General features: G+C 69.9%; 19 protein-coding genes and 1 tRNA gene. 8 read left to right on the plus strand and 12 right to left on the minus strand.

The features are described from left to right. The first annotated feature begins 162 nt into the window (after positions 1–162). The 4 genes from bcp to ACFYQQ_RS08130 all read left to right on the plus strand — a co-directional run bounded on the left by bcp (position 163) and on the right by ACFYQQ_RS08130 (position 2,073). On the plus strand, positions 163–630 hold the full coding sequence (gene bcp, locus ACFYQQ_RS08115) for a thioredoxin-dependent thiol peroxidase (protein ID WP_355780323.1): 468 nt from the start codon (positions 163–165) through the stop codon (positions 628–630). A 174-nt stretch (positions 631–804) separates the two neighbouring features. Continuing rightward, positions 805–1,470: an HNH endonuclease signature motif containing protein gene (locus ACFYQQ_RS08120; RefSeq protein ID WP_355780326.1), complete on the plus strand. Its 666-nt coding sequence runs from the start codon at positions 805–807 to the stop codon at positions 1,468–1,470. Continuing rightward, positions 1,467–1,988, plus strand: a complete 522-nt coding sequence (locus ACFYQQ_RS08125) for an HNH endonuclease signature motif containing protein (RefSeq protein ID WP_355780329.1) — start codon at positions 1,467–1,469, stop codon at positions 1,986–1,988. Before ACFYQQ_RS08120 ends, ACFYQQ_RS08125 begins: the two co-directional genes overlap by 4 nt. A gap of 10 nt (positions 1,989–1,998) precedes the next feature. Beyond that, positions 1,999–2,073, plus strand: a tRNA-Leu gene (locus ACFYQQ_RS08130). A gap of 50 nt (positions 2,074–2,123) precedes the next feature. Here ACFYQQ_RS08130 and rdgB read toward each other — a convergent pair. From rdgB to ACFYQQ_RS08150, 4 genes are all read right to left on the minus strand, one after another. Continuing rightward, positions 2,124–2,726, minus strand: a complete 603-nt coding sequence (gene rdgB / locus ACFYQQ_RS08135; protein ID WP_355780332.1) for an RdgB/HAM1 family non-canonical purine NTP pyrophosphatase — start codon at positions 2,724–2,726, stop codon at positions 2,124–2,126. A gap of 64 nt (positions 2,727–2,790) precedes the next feature. Then, positions 2,791–3,183, minus strand: coding sequence for a hypothetical protein (locus tag ACFYQQ_RS08140; protein ID WP_355780335.1), 393 nt, complete (start codon positions 3,181–3,183; stop codon positions 2,791–2,793). 82 nt (positions 3,184–3,265) lie between these two features. After that, complete coding sequence (gene rph, locus ACFYQQ_RS08145; protein ID WP_355780338.1) at positions 3,266–4,000, minus strand: ribonuclease PH; 735 nt, start codon at positions 3,998–4,000, stop codon at positions 3,266–3,268. A 121-nt stretch (positions 4,001–4,121) separates the two neighbouring features. After that, on the minus strand, positions 4,122–4,409 hold the full coding sequence (locus tag ACFYQQ_RS08150; protein WP_355780341.1) for a PTS glucose/sucrose transporter subunit IIB: 288 nt from the start codon (positions 4,407–4,409) through the stop codon (positions 4,122–4,124). 122 nt (positions 4,410–4,531) lie between these two features. On the opposite strand from ACFYQQ_RS08150, the gene ACFYQQ_RS08155 reads away from it, so the two are divergent. Continuing rightward, positions 4,532–5,818 carry a PTS transporter subunit EIIC gene (locus tag ACFYQQ_RS08155; RefSeq protein WP_355780344.1) on the plus strand — a complete coding sequence of 429 codons (1,287 nt, stop codon included), beginning with the start codon at positions 4,532–4,534 and terminating at the stop codon, positions 5,816–5,818. A 270-nt stretch (positions 5,819–6,088) separates the two neighbouring features. Continuing rightward, complete coding sequence (locus ACFYQQ_RS08160; protein ID WP_355780347.1) at positions 6,089–7,339, plus strand: PTS transporter subunit EIIC; 1,251 nt, start codon at positions 6,089–6,091, stop codon at positions 7,337–7,339. Positions 7,340–7,404: 65 nt separating this feature from the next. Here ACFYQQ_RS08160 and ACFYQQ_RS08165 read toward each other — a convergent pair whose 3' ends face one another. Further along, positions 7,405–8,157 (minus strand): MBL fold metallo-hydrolase, encoded by a 753-nt coding sequence (locus ACFYQQ_RS08165; RefSeq protein WP_355780350.1) that lies wholly within the window; start codon positions 8,155–8,157, stop codon positions 7,405–7,407. Between the two features lie 225 nt (positions 8,158–8,382). Between ACFYQQ_RS08165 and ACFYQQ_RS08170 the strand changes: the two genes are divergently transcribed. Then, complete coding sequence (locus tag ACFYQQ_RS08170) at positions 8,383–8,841, plus strand: type II toxin-antitoxin system PemK/MazF family toxin (protein ID WP_355780353.1); 459 nt, start codon at positions 8,383–8,385, stop codon at positions 8,839–8,841. A 96-nt stretch (positions 8,842–8,937) separates the two neighbouring features. Here ACFYQQ_RS08170 and ACFYQQ_RS08175 read toward each other — a convergent pair whose 3' ends face one another. The 7 genes from ACFYQQ_RS08175 to clpS form a co-directional block, all read right to left on the minus strand. Further along, complete coding sequence (locus ACFYQQ_RS08175; protein ID WP_355780356.1) at positions 8,938–9,888, minus strand: cysteine synthase; 951 nt, start codon at positions 9,886–9,888, stop codon at positions 8,938–8,940. Positions 9,889–9,893: 5 nt separating this feature from the next. Further along, complete coding sequence (locus ACFYQQ_RS08180) at positions 9,894–10,172, minus strand: MoaD/ThiS family protein (RefSeq protein WP_355780359.1); 279 nt, start codon at positions 10,170–10,172, stop codon at positions 9,894–9,896. Positions 10,173–10,285: 113 nt separating this feature from the next. Then, positions 10,286–10,387 carry a putative leader peptide gene (locus tag ACFYQQ_RS08185; protein ID WP_355780362.1) on the minus strand — a complete coding sequence of 34 codons (102 nt, stop codon included), beginning with the start codon at positions 10,385–10,387 and terminating at the stop codon, positions 10,286–10,288. A 79-nt stretch (positions 10,388–10,466) separates the two neighbouring features. Continuing rightward, positions 10,467–10,889, minus strand: a complete 423-nt coding sequence (locus ACFYQQ_RS08190; RefSeq protein ID WP_355780365.1) for a M67 family metallopeptidase — start codon at positions 10,887–10,889, stop codon at positions 10,467–10,469. Positions 10,890–10,981: 92 nt separating this feature from the next. Next, positions 10,982–12,424, minus strand: coding sequence for an amino acid permease (locus ACFYQQ_RS08195; protein WP_355780369.1), 1,443 nt, complete (start codon positions 12,422–12,424; stop codon positions 10,982–10,984). 332 nt (positions 12,425–12,756) lie between these two features. Further along, entirely contained in the window at positions 12,757–13,362 is a 606-nt protein-coding gene (locus ACFYQQ_RS08200; RefSeq protein ID WP_355780372.1) for a DUF2017 domain-containing protein, read from the minus strand. A 134-nt stretch (positions 13,363–13,496) separates the two neighbouring features. After that, the gene (clpS, locus tag ACFYQQ_RS08205) at positions 13,497–13,814 is read right to left on the minus strand and encodes an ATP-dependent Clp protease adapter ClpS (protein WP_355780375.1); all 318 of its coding nucleotides are present in this window, start codon (positions 13,812–13,814) and stop codon (positions 13,497–13,499) included. 80 nt (positions 13,815–13,894) lie between these two features. Between clpS and ACFYQQ_RS08210 the strand changes: the two genes are divergently transcribed. Beyond that, a complete protein-coding gene (locus ACFYQQ_RS08210) occupies positions 13,895–15,271 on the plus strand; it encodes a nicotinate phosphoribosyltransferase (protein WP_388903914.1) in 1,377 nt (458 codons plus the stop codon). The last annotated feature ends 5 nt before the right edge of the window (positions 15,272–15,276 follow it).

A 15,276-nucleotide genomic window follows, 5' to 3' on the forward strand; every position in this document is an offset into this window, starting at 1 on the left:
GCTGCCTCCGTGGTCGTTGCGACGTAACTCTGTTCTCCGGACTGTCTTTGGTCGACAGTCTGTCAGCTCACGGGCGATCGCACCCCACGGCACCCCCTGTCGGACGTGCGCGAGCCCATTAGGCTCGTTCCCCGAAACCCGCCCCTGCCACGTGAGGTACCGATGAGCGAGCGACTCCAGCCCGGCGACACCGCCCCCGCCTTCACCCTGCCGGACGCAGACGGCAACGAGGTCTCCCTTGCCGACCACAAGGGCCGCAAGGTCATCGTCTACTTCTACCCGGCGGCCCTCACCCCCGGCTGCACCAAGCAGGCCTGCGACTTCACCGACAACCTCGACGTGCTCGCTGGCGCCGGCTACGACGTCATCGGCGTCTCCCCCGACGCGCCGGAGAAGCTCGCCAAGTTCCGCGACAAGGAGAACCTGAGGGTCACGCTCGTCGGCGACCCCGACAAGACGGTCCTCCAGGCGTACGGCGCCTACGGCGAGAAGATGAACTACGGCAGGACCTACGTCGGCGTGATCCGCTCCACGGTGATCGTCGACGAGGACGGCAAGGTCGAGCGGGCGCTGTACAACGTCAAGGCGACCGGCCACGTGGCGAAGATCATCAAGGACCTCGGCATCTGAGATCCCGGGCGGCGGGCGGATTGCGGACGGGGTCCCGCAACCCCGGGACCTCCGTCCGCCGGCCCGCCCCGAGCCGCCGCCCACCGGCCCGTTCCGTCCACCCGCGTGACGGTCCGACCATCACTTCGTTACTCCGTACGAGCCACGAACAGGTGGCCGGAACGGAGGGGAACGATGGGCACCAGCCCGTACACGAAAGCCCGCCTGGAGGAAGCGGCGACCGCGTCCCGAACACTGTCGGAGGCGCTGGTGAGGCTGGGGGTGGATCCGGGGAGTCCGACGCGCGACCACATCCGCAGGCGGATGCGGAGCCTCGGGGTGGACACCTCCCACTTCGAGCGTGAAGGCACGCGGTGGACGCGGGAGATCCTGGAACCGGTGGTCGCCCGGTCGGTGAGCGTCTGGGAGGTACTGCGGCACCTCGGGCTCGACCCCGTGGGCGGGCATCACACGAACATCGCCCGCCGCATCAGGGCGTACGGCCTCGACACCTCCCACTTCACCCACGCGGTGAGGACGGAGCGGATGCGGCACAACCAGCGCCGCAGAACCGCCGAGGAGATCCTCGTCGCCGACTCCTCGGCCCACGCACGGCGCACCCCCGGCAGCCGGCTGAAGAGGGCGCTGGGCGAACTGGGCGTCGCCCTCAGGTGCGCGCTGTGCGGGACCGGCCCCGAGTGGCTCGGGGAGCCTCTCCCCCTGGAGGTGGACCACATCGACGGCGACTGGCGGAACAACCGTCCGGAGAACCTGCGGATCCTCTGCCCGAACTGCCACTCCACCACCGACACCTACCGGGGGCTGTCCAGGGGCCGCCTCGGGCGGACGGCGGCCGCGTGACCGGCACCGGACGCACGGGGCGGCCAACGTCGGGCGAACTGGCGCGGGCGGTGGCCGAGTCGTCCTCGCTCGCCGAGGTCCTGCGGCGCCTCGGTCACCCGGACAACGGCGGCCGTCGCGTGATGCTCCGCCGCTGGATCGCCGAGGACCGGCTCACGACCACGCACTTACTGGGGCAGGGGCACCGGCGGGGAAAGCCGGGGACGACCCCCGTCAAACCGCCGGAGGCCGTACTCGTGAAGCACACCGGGGCAGGCCGCACCTCGACGAGCCGCCTCCGCCGGGCACTCCTCGCGGTCGGCGTGCCCGAGCTGTGCTCCAGGTGCGGGTGCGGCCCGCGATGGCTGGGCAGGCCGATGACGCTGGAGATCGACCACGTGAACGGCGACCGGCGCGACGACCGGCGCGAGAATCTCCGGCTGCTGTGCCCCAACTGCCATGCGATCACCAGCACATGGTGCCGGGGCGGGCGCGGCCGGGACACGTCGGCGGGCGGAGTACCCGGCCCAGTAGAGTAGGCGGGGTCGCGGGCCCGTACCCCAGCTGGCCAGAGGGCGCCGGTTTAGGTCCGGTGTGTCGTGGGTTCGAGTCCCACCGGGCCCACCGCGTCCAGGGCGCCACACCTTCGGGGTGGCGCCCTCTCCCATGCCGTCTCAGCCCAGCAGTTCCCGTACCACCGGGGCCAGGGCACGGAACGCCTGGCCCCGGTGGCTGATCGCGTTCTTCTCGTCGGGGGTGAGTTCCGCGCAGGTGCGGGTCTCGCCGTGGGGCTGGAGGATCGGGTCGTAGCCGAACCCGTTCGTGCCGGAGGGGGCGTGGCGGAGGGTGCCGGTGAGCCGGCCCTCGACGACGCGTTCGGTGCCGCCGGGGAGGGCGAGGGCCGCCGCGCAGGCGAAGTGGGCGCCCCGGTACGGGTCGGCGATGTCACCGAGCTGGGCGAGCAGGAGCTCCAGGTTGGCCGCGTCGTCGCCGTGGCGGCCGGCCCAGCGGGCGGAGAAGATGCCGGGGGCGCCGCCGAGGACGTCGACGCAGAGGCCGGAGTCGTCGGCGACGGCGGGCAGTCCGGTGGCCTGTGCGAGGGCGTGCGCCTTGAGCAGGGCGTTCTCGGCGAAGGTGACGCCGGTTTCCTTGACGTCGGGGATGTCGGGGTAGGCGTCCGCGCCGACGAGGTCGTGGGGCAGTCCTGCGTCGGCGAGGATCGCCCTCAGCTCGGTGATCTTTCCGGCGTTGCGGGTGGCGAGGATCAGGCGGGTCATGCGCACCAGTATCCAGGGGTGGGCGTGGCCCGTGGTCCGGTACCTGTGGGCGGGGTGCCGGCGGTTACGGCGTGCAGACCTTGGTGAGTTCGCCGGCGGCGTCGGTGACGGGGCTGATGTCGGGGGTCTCGTCGCCGTTCTTGATGGCGGTGCGGACGTTGTCGACGGCGTCGCCGAGGTCGTCGACGGCCTTGTTGACGTCGGTGTTGTCGGTCTTGTCGCCGATCTTGTCGAGGTTCCGCTCGATGGACCGGAGGGATTCGTCGGTCTGTGTGGGGTCGTCGGCGGCGTTCTCGACGGCTTGCTGGAGGTCGGTGACGCTGTCGGCTATGGCGTCGGCGGTCTGGACGCAGTCCAGGGCCTTGTTGACGGCGTCGCAGCCGACGGCCGCCGGCAGGGCGACGAGTGCGGTGACGATGGCGATTACCGCGGTGCGGCGGCGGTGGCGCGAGGCCATGGAACGGTCCCTCCCCGTGGGCAAGATGTGGTCGCGGGCGCACGGCTGGACCGTGCGCCCGTATCCCTTAGAACGCGAACGGCTAGCGCGTGGTTGCCTCGAGGGCGGCTCGCTGGGCGGCGGCGAGTTCGTCGCAGCCCGCGACGGCGAGGTCGAGAAGGGCGTTGAGTTCCTTGCGGTCGAAGGGTTCGGCCTCGGCGGTGCCCTGGATCTCGACGAAGCGGCCGTCGCCGGTGCAGACGACGTTCATGTCGGTGTCGGCCTTGACGTCCTCCTCGTAGCGGAGGTCGAGGAGGGGGACGCCGCCGACGATGCCGACGGAGACGGCGGAGACGGTGCCGGTGAGGGGCTGGCGGCCGGCCTTGACGAGCTTCTTGCCCTGGGCCCAGGTGACGGCGTCGGCGAGGGCGACGTAGGCGCCGGTGATGGCGGCGGTGCGGGTGCCGCCGTCGGCCTGGAGGACGTCGCAGTCGAGGACGATGGTGTTCTCGCCGAGGGCCTTGTAGTCGATGACGGCGCGCAGGGAGCGGCCGATGAGGCGGCTGATCTCGTGGGTGCGGCCGCCGATGCGGCCGCGCACGGATTCGCGGTCGCCGCGGGTGTTGGTGGAGCGGGGGAGCATGGAGTACTCGGCGGTGACCCAGCCTTCGCCGCTGCCTTTGCGCCAGCGCGGGACGCCTTCGGTGACGGTGGCGGTGCAGAAGACCTTGGTGTCGCCGAAGGAGACGAGGACGGAGCCTTCGGCGTGCTTGCTCCAGCCGCGCTCGATGGTGATGGGGCGGAGCTGTTCGGGCGTGCGGCCGTCGATTCGAGACATGGCGACGAGCCTAGCCGTACATGCGTGAGGGGCCGCTCCGGGTGCGGGGAGCGGCCCTTCGGAGTGGGCCCGGGTGGGCCCTGCGGGGCCCGGTGTGGGTGGGCCCGGTGGGTTCAGGTGGTCACATCATGTCTTCGATGTCGGCGGCGATGGGGTCGGCGTCGGTGCCGATGACGACCTGGATGGCGGTGCCCATCTTGACGACGCCGTGGGCGCCGGCGGCCTTGAGGGCGGCTTCGTCGACCTTGCTCGGGTCGATGACTTCGGTGCGGAGGCGGGTGATGCAGCCCTCGACCTCTTCGATGTTCTCGATGCCGCCGAGCCCGGCAACGATCTTCTCAGCCTTGCTGGCCATGTGCTTCTCCCTGATCCGAACCGCTTTTGTCGCAGTAACCCACAGTTGGCCCATCTTCGCGAGCGGTCGTGCGGTGTGTACCGAATGATGTCGATCACGACAGCCCGATCGCTCGCAACTGGTCTACACCAGTTTTCAACGGCCGCCAAACCCGGTCCTGTTCCCGGAGGACGTCCATGAGTGCCGACAGCGCCGTCTCACCCGCGCGCGCCCGCTGGAACACCGCGTTCCAGGGGCTGCAGAAGATGGGCCGCAGCCTCCAGCTGCCCATCGCCGTGCTGCCCGCGGCGGGCATCCTCAACCGGCTGGGGCAGCCGGACGTGTTCGGTGCGGACGGGCTCGGCTGGGACAACGTCTCGAAGGTGATGGGCGCGGCGGGCGGCGCGCTGCTGGACGGTCAGCTCGGGTTGCCGATGCTGTTCTGCGTGGGCGTGGCCATCGGGATGGCGAAGAAGGCGGACGGTTCCACGGCGCTGGCGGCGGTGGTGGGCTTTCTCGTCTACTACAGCGTGTTGCGCGCGTTTCCGGAGGACTGTCCGTCGGGCAGCATCGCGATCAAGCTGGGCTGCCAGGCGGAGGACAACTCCGTGGTGGAGTTCACGTACCAGAATCCCGGGGTGTTCGGCGGCATCGTGATCGGGTTGCTGTCGGCGTACTTCTGGCGGCGCTTCCACCGGACGAAGCTGGTGGACTGGCTCGGGTTCTTCAACGGCCGCCGGCTGGTGCCGATCATCATGGCGTTCGTGGCGATCGCGTTCGCCTCGCTGTGCCTGTGGGTGTGGCCGCCGATCGGTGACGGGCTGGAGAACTTCAGCGACTGGCTGGTGGGTCTGGGGGCGTGGGGCGCCGGTGTCTTCGGTGTGGCGAACCGCGCGCTGCTGGTGATCGGGCTGCACCAGTTCCTGAACGTGCCCATCTGGTTCCAGTTCGGCAGCTTCACCAAGCCGGACGGGACGGTGGTGCACGGCGACATCAACATGTTCCTGGCGGGCGACCCGGACGCGGGACAGTTCACGACGGGGTTCTTCCCGATCATGATGTTCGCGCTGCCGGCCGCGTGCCTGGCCATGACTCACTGCGCCAAGCCCCATCGCCGCAAGGAGATCGGCGGTCTGATGCTGTCGGTGGCGCTGACGTCGTTCGTCACCGGCATCACGGAGCCGATCGAGTACTCGTTCCTGTTCATCGCGCCGCTGCTGTACGTGGTCCACGCGCTGCTGACCGGTGTCTCGATGGCCGTGACCTGGGGGCTCGGCGTGCACGACGGCTTCAGTTTCTCGGCGGGCCTGATCGACTACGTCATCAACTGGAACCTGGCGACCAAGCCGTGGGCGATCATCCCGATCGGGCTGTGCTTCGCCGCCGTGTACTACGCGATCTTCCGGTTCGCGATCACGAAGTTCGACCTGAAGACTCCGGGGCGCGAGCCCGAGGAGGAGGTCGAGGACACGACGAAGGCGTAGCGCGCCTGCGGGGTCTGCGCCCCGCCGCCGCCCGAAGGGCCCCCGGACCTGCCTGGTCCGGGGGCCCTTCGGCGTGATCCGGGGCCCCTTCGGCATGAATGGAACCGGTTCCTCCGCTATGGCCCAGGCCACAAAATACGCGGGTTCCTTATCCAGCCTTCACCGTGCTACAACAGGTCTACACCACTGAGTGGTGTAGACCACGCGGTCGCTGCCTACTCCGTTTTCGCCCTTCCCGTCCCCCGGCAGCGCCCAGCACATGGAGGAACTATGAGCACCGCCACCGCATCGGCGGCCCCCGCAAAGAAGCGGGGATCCGGCCTGTTCCAGGGCCTGCAGAAGGTCGGCCGCAGCCTGCAGCTGCCGATCGCCGTGCTGCCGGCGGCGGGCATCCTGCTCCGCCTCGGCCAGCCGGACGTATTCGGCAAGGACGGCCTCGGCTGGGACAAGGTCGCTTCCGTCTTCGCCACCGCCGGCGACGCGGTGTTCAGTAACCTGCCGCTGCTGTTCTGCGTAGGTATCGCGATCGGCTTCGCGAAGAAGGCCGACGGTTCCACCGCGCTGGCCGCGCTGGTCGGTTTCCTGGTCTACAAGAACGTACTGACCGCGTTCCCGATCACCGACGCCAAGGTCACCAAGGGGGCGGACATCGCCGCCACCTACAACGACCCCAAGGTCCTCGGCGGCATCGTCATGGGTCTGATAGCCGCCGTCACCTGGCAGCGCTTCCACCGTACGAAGCTGCCCGACTGGCTCGGCTTCTTCAACGGCCGCCGGCTGGTCCCGATCCTGATGGCCTTCATCGGCACCGCGGTCGGCGTCTTCTTCGGCCTGGTCTGGGAGCCCGTCGGTGACGTGATCACCAACTTCGGCGAGTGGATGACCGGCCTCGGTGCCGTCGGCGCCGGCATCTTCGGCGCCATCAACCGCGCCCTGCTCCCGGTCGGCATGCACCAGTTCGTCAACACCGTCGCCTGGCAGGAGATCGGCTCCTACAAGGACGCCACCGGTGCCGTCTGGCACGGCGACCTGCCGCGCTTCTTCCACGGCGACCCCACCGCCGGACAGTTCATGACCGGCTTCTTCCCCATCATGATGTTCGCCCTGCCCGCGGCGGCCCTGGCGATCACGCACACCGCGCGGCCCGAGCGCCGCAAGGCTGTCGGCGGCATGATGATGTCGCTCGCGCTGACCTCGTTCGTCACCGGCATCACCGAGCCGATCGAGTTCGCGTTCATGTTCATCGCGCCACTGCTGTACGTGATCCACGCGGTCCTCACCGCGATCTCACTGGCCGTCACCTGGGCGTTGGGCGTGCACCACGGCTTCAGCTTCTCGGCCGGTGCCATCGACTACTTCCTGAACTGGAACCTGGCGACCAAGCCATGGATGATCATCCCGATCGGACTGGTCTTCGCCGCGATCTACTACGTGGTCTTCCGCTTCGCGATCGTCAGGTTCAACCTGACCACCCCGGGCCGCGAGCCCGAGGAGGAGGTCGAGGACCTCACCAAGGCGTGAGCCCTCGCACGGCATGACGAAGGCCCCCGGAGTCCGCTCCGGGGGCCTTTTCGTGTGTACGGGGCCTACACCTCGTACGACCTGCGCGGTACCGCCAGTTCCACCGGGCCCTCGTACGCTGCCCGGGCGTCGGTCAGGTTGATCTGGGGGTCCGTCCACGGGGGGATGTGGGTGAGGACCAGCCGGCGCGCGCCCGCGCGGGTGGCCGTCTCGCCCGCCTCGCGGCCGTTGAGGTGCAGGTCGGGGATGTTCTCCTTGCCGTGGGTGAACGCCGCCTCGCACAGGAACAGGTCGGTGTCGCGGGCGAGTTGGTCGAGGGTCTCGCTCACCCCGGTGTCCCCGGAGTAGGTCAGCGAGCGGCCCCCGTGCTCGACCCGGATGCCGTACGCCTCCACGGGGTGGCGGACCTTCTCCGTGTGCACGGTGAAGGGGCCGACCTCGAAGGTGCCCGGCTTGACCGTGTGGAAGTCGAAGACCTCGCTCATCGAGGAGGCGGAGGGTGTGTCCGCGTACGCGGTGGTCAGCCGCTGCTCCGTGCCCTCGGGCCCGTAGACGGGGATGGGGTCGCAGCGTCCGCCGTCGTGGCGGTAGTAGCGGGCGACGAAGTACGCGCACATGTCGATGCAGTGGTCGGCGTGCAGGTGACTGAGGAAGATCGCGTCGAGGTCGTAGAGACCGCAGTGGCGCTGCAGCTCGCCCAGGGCACCGTTGCCCATGTCGAGGAGCAGCCGGAAGCCGTCGGCCTCGACGAGGTAGCTCGAGCAGGCCGATTCCGCGGACGGGAACGACCCCGAGCAGCCGACGACGGTGAGCTTCATGAGAGCTGGAACCTCCGCGCTGGCGGGAAATGCAAAGGCAGAAACGAAACGGGAACGGGGGTCGTGCGGTCCGTCGAGCGTAAGGCGCAAAAGGTCCCGTCGCTCCTCCGCCAGGGGCCGTTGTGGGCGAACTCACCTGTGCTGTCACCGGTTCGGATGGACGCGGGAGGGACGGGCGCCCGGGCGGGGCGGCGGCCGGGGGTGCGCACCGGTACCTTCTACCGTATGGACACGTCCTGGTGGCTCGCTCTGGTGGCCGTCGTGCTGCTCGCGCTCGTCGCGACGCTGGTCGACGGCTGGGGGCGCCGGGGGCGCGGGCCGTCGGGGCGTACGCGTCCGCCGGGGCGGCCGTCCGGGCCGCGCGGGAAGGTGCCGGGGCCCCGGCCGGCGGAGATCTGGTGGGCGAACGTCCCCTACGAGGACGGGCCCGGCGCGAAGGACCGGCCGTGTCTGGTGCTGTCCGTGCGGGGCCGGCGGGCGAGGGTCGCGAAGATCACCAGCAAGTACCACGACGAGCGGGCCGGGGTGATCCCGCTGCCGCCGGGGTCCGTGGGCGACGCGCACGGCAGGCCCAGTTTCCTGGAGACGGACGAGCTGCGGGACGTGCCGGTCGGGGACTTCCGGCGCCGGGTGGGGGTCGTGGATCCCGTGCTGTGGGACCAGGTGCGCCACCTGGCACGCTGAGCGCCGCCGTCCCGCGTGCGCCGCGCGCCGCGGACGCCGGACGGATCGGCCGGGACGAACCGTCCGTCACGGCCGACCTGATCCAGACGACGGACCCTAGGCCCAGAGCTGGCCGTGGAGGGTCTCGATGGCCTCTTCGGTGGTGGCGGCGGTGTAGACGCCGGTCGAGAGGTACTTCCAGCCGCCGTCGGCCACGACGAAGACGATGTCGGCGGACTCCCCCGCCGCCAGCGCCTTCCTGCCGACGCCGATCGCGGCGTGCAGGGCCGCGCCGGTGGAGACGCCGGCGAAGATGCCCTCCTGCTGGAGCAGCTCGCGCGTGCGGGTGACGGCGTCGGCAGAGCCCACGGAGAAGCGGGTGGTGAGGACGGAGGCGTCGTACAGCTCGGGGACGAAGCCCTCGTCGAGGTTGCGCAGGCCGTAGACGAGGTCGTCGTAGCGCGGCTCGGCGGCGACGATCCTGACGTCGGGCTTGTGCTCGCGCAGGAACCGGCCGACGCCCATGAGGGTGCCGGTGGTGCCGAGCCCGGCGACGAAGTGGGTGACGGAGGGGAGGTCGGCGAGGATCTCCGGGCCGGTCGTGGCGTAGTGGGCGCCCGCGTTGTCGGGGTTGCCGTACTGGTAGAGCATCACCCAGTCGGGGTGCTCGGCGGAGAGCTCCTTGGCGACGCGTACGGCCGTGTTGGAGCCGCCGGCCGCCGGGGAGGCGATGATCTCGGCGCCCCACATGGCGAGCAGGTCGCGGCGCTCCTGCGAGGTGTTCTCGGGCATGACGCAGACGATGCGGTAGCCCTTGAGCTTGGCCGCCATGGCCAGCGAGATGCCGGTGTTGCCGGAGGTCGGCTCCAGGATGGTGCAGCCGGGGGTGAGGCGGCCGTCCTTCTCCGCCTGCTCGATCATGTGCAGGGCGGGGCGGTCCTTGACGGAGCCGGTGGGGTTGCGGTCCTCCAGCTTGGCCCAGATACGCACGTCCTCGGACGGCGACAGCCGCGGCAGGCGCACCAGGGGGGTGTTGCCCACCGCGGCCAGCGGGGAGTCGTAGCGCATACCGATCAGGCCATGCCGCCGGCCACGGCCGGCAGGATCGTGACGTTGTCGCCGTCGGTGAGCTTGGTGTTGATGCCGTCGAGGAAGCGGACGTCCTCGTCGTTGAGGTAGACGTTGACGAAGCGGCGCAGTTCGCCGCCGTCCACGATGCGGGCCTGGATGCCCGTGTGGCGGGTCTCGAGGTCGGCGAAGAGCTCGGCGAGGGTGTCCCCGCCGCCCTCGACGGCCTTCTGGCCGTCGGTGTAGGTGCGGAGGATGGTGGGGATGCGGACCTCGATGGCCATGATTGCGGGCTCCTGTCGGGAGGGAAGTCGGGTCGGTGGGCGCGCGGCGGCGCTGCGTGCGAGCGGGACGCGGTGCGGGACGCCGCGGCTTCACGGCCGTGCGGCGGCAGGGGTCAGCGCGGACAGAGGGCGCTGTTGAGCCTGCACAGGTCGACGTGCAGCCGCGCCACGAGCAGCATGCCCGGCGTCTTCTCGCTCACGTCGTGGGAAACCATGGGCTCATCGTATCGATTCCCGGTCGGGGTCCCGGAGTGTGATCTCAGATGGTGGATGAATTCTGACCGAAATGCGGGATCAGTAGCCCTCCACGACGGTGACCTCCTCCTCCGTGACCTCCCCCTCGACGATCCGGTACGAGCGGAACTGGAAGGGGCCGGCCTCGTCGGCGTCCGCGGTGGAGACCAGGACGTAGTGCGCGCCGGGCTCGTTCGCGTAGGAGATGTCGGTGCGGGAGGGGTAGGCCTCGGTGGCCGTGTGCGAGTGGTAGATGACGACCGGTTCCTCGTCGCGGTCGTCCATCTCGCGGTACAGCTTCAGCAGGTCGCCCGAGTCGAACTCGTAGAAGGTGGGCGAGCGGGCCGCGTTGAGCATCGGGATGAACCGCTCGGGGCGGTCCGTGCCGGCCGGGCCCGCGACGACGCCGCAGGCCTCGTCGGGGTGGTCCTGCCGCGCGTGCGCGACGATCTGGTCGAAGAGCGCCTGGGTGATGGTCAGCATGCTGGTCAGGATAAGCAGAAGGGCCGCCCCGTACCGAAGGGTGGTACGGGACGGCCCGGATGCCGGACGCGGGGTCCGGGGAAGGCCGGCGGTCAGCGCTTGGCGAAGGCGGCGGCCTGCGGGTCGCGGCTCTTGAGCACCAGGTAGGAGACGCCCAGGACGAGGGCCCACAGCGGGGCGCAGTAGAGCGAGATGCGGGCGTCCTTGTCGATGCCCATCATCACGATCACCATGCCGATGAAGGCGAGCGAGAAGACGCTGGCCCAGATGCCGCCGGGTGCCCGGAACTCGGAGACCGGGAGTTCGCCGCGGTCGGACTTCAGGCGGTAGCGGATCTGGCAGACCAGGATGATGATCCAGGCCCACATGCCGGAGATGGTGGCGAAGGAGACGACGTAGTTGAACGCCTCGCCGGGCCACTGGTAGTTGATCCAGACGCCCACCAGCATCATCGCGGCGGAGAACGAGGTGCCGATCAGGGGCAGGCCGTTCTTGGTGAGCCGGGTGAAGAAGCGGGGGCCCTGGCCGTTGAGCGCGAGGTCGCGCAGCATGCGGCCGGTGGAGTACATGCCGGAGTTGCAGGAGGACAGGGCGGCCGTCAGGACGACGAAGTTGACGATGGCGGCGCCGACGCCGAGGCCCATCTTCTCGAAGGCGGCGACGAACGGGGAGACGCCCGGCTGGAAGTGCGTCCACGGCACGACCGAGAGGATCATGATCAGGGCGCCGACGTAGAAGACGGCGATGCGCCACGGCACGGTGTTGATGGCCTTGGGCAGAACGGTCTTCGGGTCCTTGGACTCGCCCGCGGTGACGCCGACGAGCTCGACCGCGAGGAACGCGAACATGACCATCTGGAGGGTCATCAGGGTGTTGCCGACGCCGTGCGGGAAGAAACCGCCGTCGCTCCACAGGTGGCTGACGGAGGCGGTGTCGCCGGCGTCGGAGAAGCCGAGGGTGAGGATGCCGGCGCAGATCAGGATCATGCCGACGATGGCGGTGACCTTGACCATGGAGAACCAGAACTCCAGCTCGCCGAAGAGCTTCACGGAGATCAGGTTCGCGGCGTACAGGATGATCGTGAAGACCAGTGCCGTGACCCACTGCGGCACGCTGTCGTGGGTCCAGTACTTCATGTACTGGGCGGCGGCGGTGACCTCGGTCATGCCGGTGATGACCCAGAACAGCCAGTAGGTCCAGCCGGTCACGAAGCCCGCGAAGGGGCCGATGAACTCGCGCGCGTACTCCGAGAAGGAGCCGGACACGGGCCGGTACATGAGCAGCTCGCCGAGGGCGCGCATGATGAAGAAGATGACCACGCCCGCGATGGCGTAGGCGAGGATCAGGCTGGGGCCCGCCTTCGAGATGCCCTTGCCCGCGCCGAGGAACAGGCCGGTGCCGATGGCGCCGCCGATCGCGATCATCTGGATCTGGCGGGCGCCGAGCCCGCGCTGGTAGCCCTCGCCGTCCTCGGCTGCCGCGCTCTGCACGGCCTCACTGCCGTCGTAATTCTTGTCGACCTGCGATGAGGTCATGTTCGGTGCGCCTTTCTCCATGCCGACCCGAGCCGTCTGCGTGGCCTCGGATCGGGTCCCGATCCCCCCGGATGTGATGGAGCTGTGCCTGGCCGGCGATCCGCCGGCTCGGTGGCGCACCCGGCGGGACATGGGTGTCGTCCCGTCGGGCGGTCGTGAAGATTTATCACGGCCGCAACAGTGATCGGCGGAGGCGTTCGTGGCGCAGACCACAGGGAGAACCGGACAAAAGTCGAGCCGCGCCCCATAGGACGCGGCCTCGGTGACACGATCGTTATCCGGATTTGAGCGTCCGCTGAGCGAACACGGCGGGGGGAGTTTGTCGCGACAGGTCAGGGCATTAGGGTTTCCACCAGGGTCTCCTGGAGTCCGCCGAGCCACAGGTAGGCCAGCACCATCGGCTTGCGGGGGTCCTCGTCCGGGAGGCGGTAGAGGAGTTCGGTGTCCTCCTCGTCGACGACATCGAGCCGGGCGCCGATCGCCAGCCGCAGGTCGTTGAGGGCCCGCAGCCACTGCTCGGACTGCGCGGGGGACAGTTCGAGGACCGCGCCGCCGTCCCCGGCCGGGGTGAGCGCGTCCAGGGAGCGGATCACGGTGAGCGCGTTGTCGCGCTTGCCGGCGCGCAGGTCGTTCTCGGTGAAGCGGCGGAACTCGGAGGAGTGGGCGCGCTGCTCCTCGGCCTCCTCGGGCGAACGGGCCTCGACGCCGGGGCCGCTGTACGCGTCAGGGAAGAGGCGTTGCAGCACGGGGTCGGACGGCGGCTCGCTGGGGCCCTCGGCGAACAGCTCGGCGAGCGGGTCGTCGGGCGCGTTCTCGGCGGGGCCGGGGCCGATCAGCTCCAGGAGCTGCACGGCGAGGGAGCGGATGATGGAGATCTCGACCTCGTCGAGCGCGACGGCGGCGCCGCCGCCGGGGAGCGGTTCGAAGTGTCCTGGCATCAGGTTGCGTCGCTACTTCCAGTGCTGCGCGTCGCGCTCGGCCGGTTCGGTCCTGCGGTGCCGCGCTGCGGCCGGTGCGGTCGTCTCCGGTGCTGCGGTCGCTTCCGGTCCTGCGGTCATGTGCGGTCCCGCGGTCACTTGCGGTCCTGCTGGAGGGTGGCCCACAGACCGTAGCCGTGCATGGCCTGCACGTCGCGTTCCATCTCCTCGCGCGTGCCACTGGAGACGACCGCCCGGCCCTTGTGGTGGACGTCGAGCATGAGCTTGTGGGCCTTGTCCTTGGAGTAGCCGAAGTACATCTGGAAGACGTACGACACGTAGCTCATGAGGTTCACGGGGTCGTTGTGGACGATCGTGACCCAGGGGACATCGGGCTCGGGTACGGCGAAGACCTCCTCCGCCGACTCGGTCTTCTCGATCTCTAGAGGTGCGGGAGCCGTCACACCGCCCATGCTGCCACTTGAGGGGGGTGCCCGGCCAAACGAGACCCACAAATCGTCAGAGTGACGAGATGGGAGTACGATCCCTCGTCATGAACACAGCGGACCTTGGGCTGCCAGAAGAAGGGCGCGGAGCGCTTCCTCAGGAGGGCGGCGGCGGGCGACGGGTGGGCGTTCCCTCCACGGCGCTCTTCACGGACCAGTACGAGCTGACGATGCTGCGGGCCGCCCTGGCCGGGGGGACCGCCGAGCGGCGCTCCGTCTTCGAGGTCTTCACCCGGCGGCTGCCGGACGGGCGCCGGTACGGCGTGGTGGCGGGTACCGGCCGGGTCCTCGACGCCGTCGAGAACTTCCGCTTCGACGCGGACGTGCTGGGCTTCCTGCGGCAGAACGGGATCGTCGACGAGCCGACCCTGGAGTGGCTCGCCTCGTACCGCTTCGGCGGGGACATCTGGGGCTACCCCGAGGGCGAGGTGTACTTCCCCGGCTCGCCGATCCTGCGGGTGGAGGGCACGTTCGCGGAGTGCGTGCTCCTGGAGACGGTGATCCTGTCGATCCTCAACCACGACTCGGCGATCGCCGCGGCCGCCTCCCGGATGTCCTCCGCCGCGGGCGACCGGCCGCTGATCGAGATGGGCGCCCGCCGCACCCACGAGCTGGCCGCGGTCGCCGCCGCGCGCGCCGCGTACGTCGGCGGTTTCGCGACCACCTCCGACCTGGCCGCGGGCTACCGCTACGGCATCCCCACGGTGGGGACGAGCGCGCACGCCTTCACCCTGCTGCACGACCGGGAGCGGGACGCCTTCCAGGCCCAGGTGACCTCGCTGGGCCGGGGCACCACGCTGCTCGTGGACACCTACGACGTGGACGAGGCCGTCCGTACGGCCGTGGAGGTCGCCGGTCCCGAGCTGGGTGCCGTGCGCATCGACTCCGGCGACCTGCTGCTGGTCGCGCACCGGGTGCGCCAGCAGCTGGACGAGCTGGGCGCCGCCAAGACGAAGATCGTCGTCACCTCGGACCTCGACGAGTACGCGATCGCCTCGCTGGCGGCGGCGCCCGTGGACGCGTACGGGGTCGGCACCCAGCTGGTGACGGGTTCCGGCCACCCGACGTCCTCGATGGTCTACAAGCTGGTCGCCCGCGCCGAGTCCTCGGACCCGGACGCTCCGCTGGTGCCGGTGGCGAAGAAGTCGACGGGTGGCAAGACGTCCGTGGGCGGACGCAAGTGGGCCGCCCGGCGCCTGGACAAGTACGGCGTCGCGGAGGCCGAGGTGATCGGCACCGGTCCCGTGCCCGCCGCACTGGCCGACCGCCAACTGCTCGTCGAGCTGGTCAGGGACGGCCGAGTGCTGGCCCGCGAGCCCCTGGACGTCGTCCGCAGCCGGCACGCGGCCGCCCGGGCGAACCTGCCGCTGTCGGCGACCCAGCTCTCGCGCGGCGAGCCGGTCATCCCGACCGAATACGTCTGAGGGAC

The organism is Streptomyces sp. NPDC005496 (genome assembly GCF_042872045.1).
Taxonomy (GTDB): Bacteria; Actinomycetota; Actinomycetes; order Streptomycetales; family Streptomycetaceae; genus Streptomyces.